This window comes from Vreelandella boliviensis LC1, from assembly GCF_000236035.1.
Lineage (GTDB): Bacteria > Pseudomonadota > Gammaproteobacteria > Pseudomonadales > Halomonadaceae > Vreelandella > Vreelandella boliviensis.
On sequence record NZ_JH393260.1, the window covers coordinates 235,034 to 244,843 of the forward strand.

Annotated in this window: 11 protein-coding genes; 9 read left to right on the forward strand and 2 right to left on the reverse strand. The window is 54.4% G+C overall.

The genetic code is table 11. The annotated features are described in order from the left end of the window. Nucleotides 1-42 precede the first annotated feature (42 nt). Nucleotides 43-1,029: a KpsF/GutQ family sugar-phosphate isomerase gene (locus KUC_RS18025; protein ID WP_007114689.1), complete on the reverse strand. Its 987-nt coding sequence runs from the start codon at nucleotides 1,027-1,029 to the stop codon at nucleotides 43-45. Nucleotides 1,030-1,336: 307 nt separating this feature from the next. Between KUC_RS18025 and KUC_RS18030 the strand changes: the two genes are divergently transcribed. The 9 genes from KUC_RS18030 to hisD all read left to right on the forward strand — a co-directional run bounded on the left by KUC_RS18030 (nucleotide 1,337) and on the right by hisD (nucleotide 8,380). Then, a complete protein-coding gene (locus KUC_RS18030; RefSeq protein WP_007114691.1) occupies nucleotides 1,337-2,158 on the forward strand; it encodes an ABC transporter ATP-binding protein in 822 nt (273 codons plus the stop codon). Nucleotides 2,159-2,211: 53 nt separating this feature from the next. Continuing rightward, nucleotides 2,212-3,012, forward strand: coding sequence for a lipid asymmetry maintenance ABC transporter permease subunit MlaE (mlaE, locus tag KUC_RS18035; RefSeq protein ID WP_040481573.1), 801 nt, complete (start codon nucleotides 2,212-2,214; stop codon nucleotides 3,010-3,012). 16 nt (nucleotides 3,013-3,028) lie between these two features. After that, complete coding sequence (gene mlaD, locus KUC_RS18040; protein WP_007114693.1) at nucleotides 3,029-3,493, forward strand: outer membrane lipid asymmetry maintenance protein MlaD; 465 nt, start codon at nucleotides 3,029-3,031, stop codon at nucleotides 3,491-3,493. A 90-nt stretch (nucleotides 3,494-3,583) separates the two neighbouring features. After that, nucleotides 3,584-4,222: an MlaC/ttg2D family ABC transporter substrate-binding protein gene (locus KUC_RS18045; RefSeq protein WP_007114694.1), complete on the forward strand. Its 639-nt coding sequence runs from the start codon at nucleotides 3,584-3,586 to the stop codon at nucleotides 4,220-4,222. Then, a complete protein-coding gene (locus KUC_RS18050; RefSeq protein ID WP_007114695.1) occupies nucleotides 4,219-4,557 on the forward strand; it encodes an STAS domain-containing protein in 339 nt (112 codons plus the stop codon). The genes KUC_RS18045 and KUC_RS18050 overlap by 4 nt, the downstream gene beginning before the upstream one ends. A 93-nt stretch (nucleotides 4,558-4,650) precedes the next feature. Beyond that, nucleotides 4,651-4,902: a BolA family protein gene (locus KUC_RS18055; protein WP_007114696.1), complete on the forward strand. Its 252-nt coding sequence runs from the start codon at nucleotides 4,651-4,653 to the stop codon at nucleotides 4,900-4,902. Between the two features lie 10 nt (nucleotides 4,903-4,912). Next, nucleotides 4,913-6,175 carry a UDP-N-acetylglucosamine 1-carboxyvinyltransferase gene (murA, locus tag KUC_RS18060; protein WP_007114697.1) on the forward strand — a complete coding sequence of 421 codons (1,263 nt, stop codon included), beginning with the start codon at nucleotides 4,913-4,915 and terminating at the stop codon, nucleotides 6,173-6,175. 209 nt (nucleotides 6,176-6,384) lie between these two features. Continuing rightward, the gene (gene hisG, locus KUC_RS18065; protein WP_007114698.1) at nucleotides 6,385-7,038 is read left to right on the forward strand and encodes an ATP phosphoribosyltransferase; all 654 of its coding nucleotides are present in this window, start codon (nucleotides 6,385-6,387) and stop codon (nucleotides 7,036-7,038) included. Between the two features lie 13 nt (nucleotides 7,039-7,051). Further along, nucleotides 7,052-8,380 carry a histidinol dehydrogenase gene (hisD, locus tag KUC_RS18070; RefSeq protein ID WP_007114699.1) on the forward strand — a complete coding sequence of 443 codons (1,329 nt, stop codon included), beginning with the start codon at nucleotides 7,052-7,054 and terminating at the stop codon, nucleotides 8,378-8,380. Nucleotides 8,381-8,419: 39 nt separating this feature from the next. Here the strand turns inward: hisD and KUC_RS18075 are convergent, their stop codons facing one another. Further along, nucleotides 8,420-9,685, reverse strand: coding sequence for a Do family serine endopeptidase (locus KUC_RS18075; RefSeq protein ID WP_007114700.1), 1,266 nt, complete (start codon nucleotides 9,683-9,685; stop codon nucleotides 8,420-8,422). Nucleotides 9,686-9,810 lie beyond the last annotated feature (125 nt).

Genomic DNA, 9,810 nt, shown 5'->3' on the forward strand with positions numbered 1-9,810 from the left:
CAGTAAATTCGTAAAGCCAAACAGAATAAAAACACCGGTGGTTTAAATAACACCGCTGGCGAGCAGGTCATGCATATGTAAAGCCCCAATAGGGCGCTGTTGTTCATCAACCACCGCTAGCGCGGTAATGCGACTCTCTTCCATGATGCGTACCGCTTCGGCCGCCAGAATGTCGGGGCCGATACGTTTGCCTGGTCGGGTCATGACATCATCAACGAGCACATCGCGCAGATTATGGAACTGATCCAGTGTGCGTCGAAGGTCTCCATCGGTGTAGACCCCAGCTAGTCGCCCTTCGCTATCCACCACGCAGGTAAAGCCAAGCCCTTGTCGGGTAATCTCTAATAAAGCATCGCGCAGTGGGCTTCCCAATGCGACTTGGGGCAGGCGTGCGCCGTCGTGCATCAAGTCTCTAACGCGTAGTAGTAAGCGCTTGCCTAAACTGCCGCCAGGATGAGAAAGGGCAAAATCTTCAGCGGTGAAGCCTCGGGCTTCCAGTAACGCTACCGCTAGTGCATCGCCCAAAGCGAGAGCAGCGGTGGTGGAGCTGGTGGGGGCTAGGTCGAGTGGGCACGCCTCACGCTCAACGCCACTGTTAAGGTGCGCATCTGCGTGTTTGGCAAGTGTGGAGTTTGGGCGCCCCGTCATGCTTACCAGCGGTATGCCCAGGCGTTTAAGTAGTGGCAGCAAGGCAGTGACTTCGGCAGTTTCACCAGAGTTAGACAGCGCTAGCACTACATCAGCCCGGGTAATCATGCCCAGATCGCCGTGGCTGGCTTCACCAGGGTGAACAAAAAAAGCCGGTGTGCCTGTGCTGGCAAGCGTCGCCGCCAGCTTGCCCGCAATATGCCCCGACTTGCCCATGCCGGTCACCACCACGCGGCCTTGGCAGGCGAGGATCAGCTCGCAGGCGCGGTCAAAGCTTTCGTCTAGTTTAGCCTGAAGGCCTCCAATCGCTGCCTGCTCAATTTGCAGCGTACGCAGTGCGCTTTCGCGTAGTAAGCTGGATGAAGCGAGAGGCTGGCGCATAGCGTTTTCTCTTAACGATTGAAAATATTTAAAGTAGTAACCGCCAAGAATAACATCTCGACACCCCTTGTAGGCAGTAATTGAGGTCGTTCCCCTGATGGCTTGGGTGATAAGTTGGCCTGACCTAGGGATTTACTTACCAATGGCTTTATTAATCAACAGGAAGGCACGCTCGCTCAGTAATGTTTTGTGGCGTTATAGTACAATGTTCGATAATGTTTTAGAAACACTGTTTTCCAACTACGGTAGCAGCAAGTAGGGTATGATATTTGGCCCTAGCTACGCCTCGTTAAGAGTCAACTGATCCATGACAGATGCACCCTTTATAGAAATTGAAGACCTTTATTTCTCACGTGGCGATCACGAAATTTTCCGTGGCGTGAATATGACCATACCACGGGGTAAAGTGACCGCGATCATGGGACCAAGCGGCACCGGTAAAACGACGCTGCTAAAACTGATCGGTGGACAGTTGACCCCGGAGAGTGGACGGATACTCATTGATGGGCAGGATGTTCATCGGCTATCCCGAAAGGCGCTATTTACGCTACGCAAGCGGATGGGAATGCTGTTTCAGAGTGGTGCGCTGTTTTCCGATTTGGATGTGTTTGAGAACGTTGCCTTTCCGCTGCGGGTGCATACTGATTTGCCCGACACTATGGTGCGCGACCTGGTGTTGCTGAAGCTCCAGGCAGTCGGGCTGCGTGGAGCGCGATACTTAACACCCGCGGAGCTGTCCGGGGGGATGGCGCGCCGGGTAGCGTTGGCTCGTGCGGTGGCGTTGGATCCGGAGCTGATTCTGTATGACGAGCCGTTTGTTGGCCAGGATCCTATTTCAATGGGCGTGCTGGTGCAGCTAATTAAGCGCCTTAATCAAGCGCTGCAGCTAACCTCTGTGGTGGTCTCCCATGATATCAAGGAGACCTTGAGTATTGCGGACTACCTGTATTTGATTGCTGATGGTCAGGTGGTGGCCCATGGCACGCCGCAGACTTTAGACGCAAATCAAGATCCGCGGGTTAGTCAGTTTATTCATGGCGAGCCCGATGGCCCGGTACCGTTTCACTACCCTGCTGAGGCTTTTTATCGCGATATTTTGGGTGACCCCCCGGCGACAAAGATAGGGTAGATGACAAAATTAGCTTAAATGCACAAATGTAGGGTAAATAAAGGGCAGGGTTAATGCAGTCAAAATTCTCTAACAGCACCGCGCGTATCACCCAGTTGGGACGCCGAGGGTGCGACTTAATGGAAGCATTAGGACGAGCTGGCGTGTTTCTGTTCCAGTCGGCGATTGGTGTGCCTTCCCGAGAAGGTTGGCGATTATGGTTGCACCAGATGCACTTTGTTGGCGTGCTTTCGATCGCTATTGTGCTGGTGTCGGGGTTATTTATCGGCATGGTGCTGGCGCTGCAGGGCTATACCATTCTGGTCGATTTTGGGGCAGAGCAGGCGCTGGGCCAAATGGTAGCGCTTTCGCTATTGCGTGAGCTAGCACCAGTGGTGGCGGCGCTGCTGTTTGCTGGGCGTGCAGGCTCTGCGCTTACCGCCGAGATCGGTTTGATGAAAGCGACAGAACAGCTCACCAGCATGGAGATGATTGGTGTCGACCCGCTGCGCCGTGTGGTGGCTCCACGCTTATGGGCAGGCTTCGTGTCGCTGCCTATCCTAACGGTGGGTTTTAGCGTGGTGGGTATCTGGGGGGGGTACCTGGTCGGCGTTGAGTGGTTAGGCGTCTTTGAGGGGTCTTACTGGAGCAACATGCAGGCCAGCGTGACCTTTATCAATGATATTGGTAACGGCATGATCAAAAGCGCCGTATTTGCCTTGGTGGTGACCTGGATTGCGGTGTTCCAAGGTTATGATTTGGTGCCCACTTCTGAAGGTATCTCGCGTGCTACTACGCGCACGGTAGTGTATTCGTCGCTTGCAGTATTGGGGCTTGATTTTGTATTGACCGCCATCATGTTTGGCGGCCTTTAATGGCTGGAGCAGTTTCATGAAACGCAGTAAAACCATGGAGTTCGGTGTTGGCCTGTTTATGGTGGCAGGCATCCTAGGGCTTGTGTTCCTCGGCTTACGTGTTAGTGGACTGACGCTCTCTGCGCCCACACAGTCGTTTAAGCTAGAGGCCAACTTTGCCAATATTGGCAGTTTAAAGCCCCGCGCCAGGGTCACAATGGCTGGTGTGACGGTGGGGCGGGTAGAAGCGATTGAGCTGGATACGCAATGGTTTGATGCGCGGGTAGTGCTAATCCTGAATAGCGAGCTTGAAGGCCAGCTCTCCAAAGACTCGATAGCCTCTATCCTGACGGCAGGCTTGTTAGGTGAGCAGTACATTGGTCTTAGCGTGGGAGGCGACCCAGAGGTGTTGGAAAATGGCGACACTATTCGCGACACCCAGTCGGCGCTGGTGCTGGAAGAACTTATCCAACAATTTGTGTCAAATATGGCAAGTAACTAGCGTTCCAAATTACAGGTACTAACCCAGTGCAATAACGGGCCTAGTGCAATAACGGGTAGGGAGATAATGGTTATGAATGGAGTGAACGCAATGTTAGGGCGTTGGTTAATGGTGGTGATGATCGCAGTGCTAATGTTGCCGCTGCAGTCACATGCGCAGTCTCAGACGCCAGAAGCGATGATTCGAGAGAACGTTGAGTCACTGATGTCGGACCTTGAAGGCCGCAAAGATTACTACGCCAATAACCTTGGCGAGCTTGAGGCGTTGGTAGATAGCAATCTTGATCAAGTAGCGGATTTCCGCTATATCGGTGCTAGCGTGATGGGTAACTACTTCCGCAACGCTTCACCTGAACAGCGCCGTCGTTTTGTCAATGTGTTTCGTCAAACGCTTATTGATACCTATACCCGCGGACTGGTGACGTTTGATTATGATGAGCTTCGGGTGCTGGATGCCCAACAAGCTCAGCGCTATGACGATCAGGCCAGTGTCGCCATGGAAGTGGTGGCCAAGAACGGGCAAGTATATCCCATTAGCTATAGCCTAAGGCTCACTGACGGCGAATGGCGGGTGGTTAATGTTATCGTTAATGGCATTAACCTCGGCCTAACGTTCCGTAACCAGTTTGATCAAGCCATGCGCGATAACAACCGAGATTACGATGCGGTTATCAACGGTTGGTCGCCCGAAGTGGGCGTTGATGAGCTGGAGAAGGGAGGCGATGCGTGACAGCGCTGTTTTCACGCCCCAGTGTCACGGTTAACGTAGAAGAGGCTACCTTGCTTGTCGTGGGTGATGTGGAGGTAACCTTGGCGGCCGATTTGGCCGCCAGTGGCGTTAAATGGCTCAAGCATACCGAGCTAACCTTGATCAGCTTAGACTTTAGCCGCGTTGAAAAAGCCAGCAGTGTTGCCATTAGCGTACTGTTTGAATGGCTCCGGATTTGCCGGCAACGCGGTATTCGGGTTCAAGCCATTCACTTTTCAGCTCCGCTGCGCCGACTTGCCTCATTGGCTGAGTTGGATTCTTTGATTGAGCAACCAGAGGTTACCTTGGCTGTTTAAAGGTACGGCATCGCCAAGCGCACTGCTTTTCTTTATTATGTCGACCCAATTACGTTCATTAATAACGATGACCCCAAAGGAGTTTTCTGCGCCATGCAACCCAACGAGGTAAAAGCACTGCTTGAATCCCGTATCGACGGATGCCAGTTCCATATCCAGGGTGAAGGCTGTAACTTTCAGGTGATTGCGGTTGGCGATGCCTTTGAAGGTCTCTCTCCGGTCAAACGTCAGCAGCTAGTTTATGCTGCGCTGAGCGATGAGATCGCCTCGGGCGCGCTCCACGCTATAAGCATCAAAACGTTTACCCCGGCGCAGTGGCAAACTGCACCGGAAAACGTCCAATAACGGTCGCCCCATGGATAAATTAATTATTACCGGCAACGGATCGGTAGACGGTGAAGTGTGGGTGAGCGGTGCCAAAAATGCAGCGCTACCTATCCTGTGTGCTAGCCTGCTGGCCGATGGCCCTGTAGTGATTGGTAACTTGCCGCACCTACAAGATATTACCACCACGCTAGAACTGCTTGGCCGCATGGGCGTTGAGCCAGTGATGGGTGAGAAGCTGAGTATTCAGTTGGATGGCTCCCAGGTAACTCAGTGCCACGCGCCCTATGAGCTCGTTAAGAAAATGCGTGCCTCCATCCTGGTGCTGGGACCTTTGCTTGCCCACTTCGGAAAAGCCGATGTGTCGCTGCCCGGTGGTTGTGCCATTGGCTCGCGCCCGGTGGATTTACACATTCGCGGTTTAGAAGCCATGGGTGCGGAGATTCGTGTTGAGGCTGGCTATATCCGCGCACGGGTCGACGGTCGTCTGAAAGGGGCGACTATCTACTTTGATACCGTGACAGTGACCGGAACCGAAAACCTGCTGATGGCGGCGACTTTGGCCGAAGGCAAAACCATTTTAGAAAACGCTGCCCGTGAGCCTGAAATCGTCGACTTGGCTGAGTGTTTGATCAAAATGGGCGCTAACATCAGCGGCCATGGAACTGACACTATCATCATCGAAGGTGTTGAGAAGCTGCACGGCTGCGAACACGATGTAATGCCTGACCGTATCGAGACCGGCACCTTTCTAGTGGCCGCCGCCATGACCGGTGGGAGGGTGAAGGTTAAACGCACCCGGGCCGATATCCTGGATGCGGTCATCGCCAAGCTGGAAGAGGCGGGTGCCGAAATAACCAGTGGCGATGACTGGATTGCCCTGGATATGCACGGCAAACGCCCTAAAGCGGTGAATATTCGCACCGCGCCGTATCCCGCCTTTCCTACCGATATGCAGGCGCAGTTCGTGGCCATGAACGCGGTGGCCGTGGGGCACTCTCGGGTGGTCGAGACCATTTTCGAAAACCGCTTTATGCACGTTCAAGAACTCAACCGCATGGGCGCTAATATTGTGCTGGAAGGCAACACCGCCTTGATTGAGGGGGTTGAGAAACTTTCCGGCGCGCCGGTAATGGCAACCGACCTGCGCGCGTCTGCTTCGCTGGTAATTGCGGCAATGATGGCCGAGGGCGAAACCTTGGTGGATCGCATCTATCACATTGACCGTGGCTACGAGTGTATCGAAGAGAAATTGCAGCTGCTGGGTGCGCGTATTCGCCGTATTCCTGGCTAAGCCATGCTAGGATCCTGTCCGACTTAACACTGATATACTGCGAATCTCGGTATTTTGGCCAACTTTATTCGATCGATTTCGTTAAATAGCGCGCTATTCGCCTCAATCGATCGATAAATTTGACTCAAAATCCGTGCTTCTCGCGACGATCGGCCAAGCCGGACAGGCTCCTAGCAATCCCTGCATGCGAATAACGACGGGCCGACACGATGAGTAAGCAACTGATTTTAGCCCTCTCGAAGGGCCGTATTCTGGAAGAGACGCTGCCGCTACTAGCCGACGCGGGCATCACGCCTGCAGAGGATTTAAGCAAAAGTCGTAAGCTGCTATTTGATACCAACTTGCCCGACGTAAAGCTGGTCATTATCCGTGCCACCGATGTGCCCACCTACGTTCAGCTGGGGGCCGCCGATGTAGGCATCGCGGGTAAAGATGTGCTGCTTGAGCACGGTGCGGAAGGGCTTTATGAGCCGCTGGATTTGCAGATTGCCCGCTGTAAACTGATGACTGCGGGTGTGACCGGCCAGTTGCCAGCCCGCGCCCGGCGTCGGGTGGCCACAAAGTTTGTCAACGTGGCGCGCCGCTACTATGCCGAGCAGGGTATTCAGGCCGAGGTGATCAAGCTCTACGGCGCTATGGAGCTAGCGCCGTTAATGAATTTGGCTGATGAGATTGTCGATATTGTCGATACCGGCAATACCCTGCGGGCAAATGGTATGGAGCCGCGGGAGCTGATTGCCCATATCAGCACCCGGCTAGTGGTGAATAAGGCCGCCATGACGATGAAGCATGAGCGTATTAAGCCGTTACTAGACCGCTTGGATAGTGCGGTTAAAAAGCGTCAGGCCCAGCTTGCCGAATGACATGAGGTGACCCATGAGTGAGCCTATGAGCAAACAGACGACTACGACGATTTCACGCCTATCGACAAGCGATGCTGCCTTTAACCATCGGCTTGATGAATTGTTAGATTGGGAAGGGGTGTCTGACAAAGCGGTGCAAACGCGGGTAGAAGAAATTCTTGCCAGTGTAAAGCAGCGGGGCGATGCGGCGGTAGTGGAAGCCACGAACCGCTTTGACCGACTTGCGGTTACCTCTATGGATGAATTGCAGTTGACGCCCGAGCAGCTGAAGAGGGCGTTTGACAATTTGCCCGCTGACCAGCGAGAGGCGCTGTCCAGTGCAGCCGAGAGGATTAAGCGCTACCACGAGCGTCAAAAGCCCAACTCCTGGCAATACGAAGAGGCGGACGGCACGGTGCTGGGGCAGAAAGTCACCCCGCTGGATCGCGCTGGCATTTATGTGCCGGGTGGAAAGGCTGCTTACCCTTCCTCGGTGCTAATGAATGCGATTCCTGCCCATGTGGCGGGTGTGCGCGAAATCGTGATGGTCGTGCCTACCCCGGATGGCGTGCTAAATGAGCTGGTGCTGGCTGCGGCACACCTGGCGGGTGTCGACTATGTGTTTACGATTGGCGGTGCTCAGGCGGTCGCAGCGCTTGCTTACGGCACTGAAAGTGTTCCTCGGGTCGATAAAATAGTCGGCCCTGGTAATATTTATGTGGCCACGGCTAAACGTGCAGTATTTGGCCAAGTGGGTATTGATATGATTGCCGGGCCCTCGGAAATTATGGTGGTTTCCGACGGACAGACTGACCCCGATTGGCTGGCGATGGATCTATTTTCTCAAGCCGAGCACGACGAAGATGCCCAAGCGATCTTGGTTAGCTGGGATGCTGAGCACTTAGATGCCGTTGAAGAGGCGATTGAGCGGCTGCTGCCGACCTTGGAGCGCGAAGAGATCGTGCGTGAGTCGCTGCATAAGCGAGGAGCGTTGGTGCTCTGTCAGGACGCCCAAGAGGCGATTACGCTGATTAACCGGGTTGCCCCAGAGCACCTTGAGCTTTCGGTGGCTGCTCCGGAGACGTGGTTAGACGCTATTCGTCATGCCGGGGCAATCTTTATGGGGCGCTATACCGCGGAGGCACTGGGTGACTACTGTGCGGGGCCAAATCACGTGCTGCCAACTTCTGGCACGGCGCGCTTCTCTTCACCGTTGGGCGTTTACGATTTTCAGAAGCGCTCTTCGATTATTCACTGCTCTTCAGATGGTGCTTCTGAGCTCGGTAAAATTGCCTCGATATTGGCGCGAGGTGAATCATTGACCGCTCACGCCCGCTCAGCGGAGTACCGGATTCGTGATTGATACGCCCGCTATGCCCGTCGCAGCGGCTATGCGCTCATGCTATGAGTCACGTTTGCCAGGTGTTTCTTCATTAAGCGGGGTGGCGGGAAGCGGGCGCTCTCCCACTTCCAGCGTCATTTCCATGCGCTCGCCGCTACGTACGATGGTTAGCGGTAGCGAGGTGCCGGGCGGAATAGAGGCAATTTCGCTCATCGTGGAGCGGGCATCCAAAATAGGCTGACCATCGACGGCGAGTAATACATCGCCTGGCTCCAGTCCCGCTTTGGCGGCGGGCCCGCCGCTGACAACGCCGGCCACGATCACCCCTTGAGGTGTTTGCAGTCCAAAGGAGGCAGCCAGTTCCCTCGATAGTGCCTGCGCTTCAATGCCTAGCCAGCCACGAATTACGCGCCCTTGGGTGACCAGTTCATCCAAGATGCTGTGGGCAAGGTTGGCGGGAATTGCAAAGCCAATGCCCTGAGAGCCGCCAGAGCGCGAGAATATCGCCGTATTAATTCCGACCATGGCGCCTTCGGGGTTGACCAGCGCGCCGCCTGAATTGCCTGGATTGATGGCCGCATCTGTTTGAATAAAATCTTCGTAGGCGTTTAGCCCTAAATGATTGCGCCCTGTGGCGCTAATGATACCCATGGTGACGGTTTGGCCCACGCCAAAAGGGTTGCCAATGGCAAGCGCTACGTCACCTACCGCTACGTCGGCTGAGTCTGTCAGTTCAATTACCGGCAAATCGTCCAGGTTAATTCTCAACACGGCTAAATCACTTTCAGGGTCTGTGCCAATCACTTCCGCAAGGGTTTCGCGTCCGTCACGCAGGGCGACCTGGATTTCATCGGCGCCGTTGATGACGTGGTGGTTGGTCAGTACGTAGCCGTCCTCGCTGACAATAACGCCAGAGCCTAGGCTAGAGAGCATGCGCTGGTGGGTAGTGGCGTCATCGCCCTGATTATCAAAAAATTGCTGAAAAAATGGATCCGACATTAGCGGGTGCTGATCGCGCTCGACAATACGCGAAGAGTAAATATTAACTACCGCGGGGGCTGCTTGCTCCACTGCCCGTGCGTAACTGACGGGGCCCTCGTTTCGGGATAGTGGCGCTGCCTGATGAATTTCTGGCGCAGGGCGATTGGGGCTCGGTTCTACCGCTGTAGGAATGGTAGAAATAGCCGGAGCAGGGGGTTGAGGGGCTTGTGGTGATGAATCACGAAACGGGTTGGGCAACTGCTCGGGGAGCGCAAATAGGATCACCACAGCGAGCAGTACGCCAGTGATAATAGGCCATAAGTAAGGCAGCACGTAGCGTCGCATGCAATCAATTCCTTAACGGGTCGGTCTCACTGTTCGCGATAAAAAGCAGCGAGTTTTACAATGGTTTTATGGTAACACTTTCTTAGGGCATGTTGACGTTTCACTCACGGCCGCGCTGGCGCCCG

Bases quoted from the DNA above. Each gene is read 5' to 3' on its own strand.
- KUC_RS18025 (WP_007114689.1), bottom strand. From the start codon at position 1,029: ATGCGCCAGCCTCTCGCTTCATCCAGCTTACTACGCGAAAGCGCACTG.
- KUC_RS18030 (WP_007114691.1), top strand. From the start codon at position 1,337: ATGACAGATGCACCCTTTATAGAAATTGAAGACCTTTATTTCTCACGT.
- mlaE (WP_040481573.1), top strand. From the start codon at position 2,212: ATGCAGTCAAAATTCTCTAACAGCACCGCGCGTATCACCCAGTTGGGA.
- mlaD (WP_007114693.1), top strand. From the start codon at position 3,029: ATGAAACGCAGTAAAACCATGGAGTTCGGTGTTGGCCTGTTTATGGTG.
- KUC_RS18045 (WP_007114694.1), top strand. From the start codon at position 3,584: ATGTTAGGGCGTTGGTTAATGGTGGTGATGATCGCAGTGCTAATGTTG.
- KUC_RS18055 (WP_007114696.1), top strand. From the start codon at position 4,651: ATGCAACCCAACGAGGTAAAAGCACTGCTTGAATCCCGTATCGACGGA.
- murA (WP_007114697.1), top strand. From the start codon at position 4,913: ATGGATAAATTAATTATTACCGGCAACGGATCGGTAGACGGTGAAGTG.
- hisG (WP_007114698.1), top strand. From the start codon at position 6,385: ATGAGTAAGCAACTGATTTTAGCCCTCTCGAAGGGCCGTATTCTGGAA.
- hisD (WP_007114699.1), top strand. From the start codon at position 7,052: ATGAGTGAGCCTATGAGCAAACAGACGACTACGACGATTTCACGCCTA.
- KUC_RS18075 (WP_007114700.1), bottom strand. From the start codon at position 9,685: ATGCGACGCTACGTGCTGCCTTACTTATGGCCTATTATCACTGGCGTA.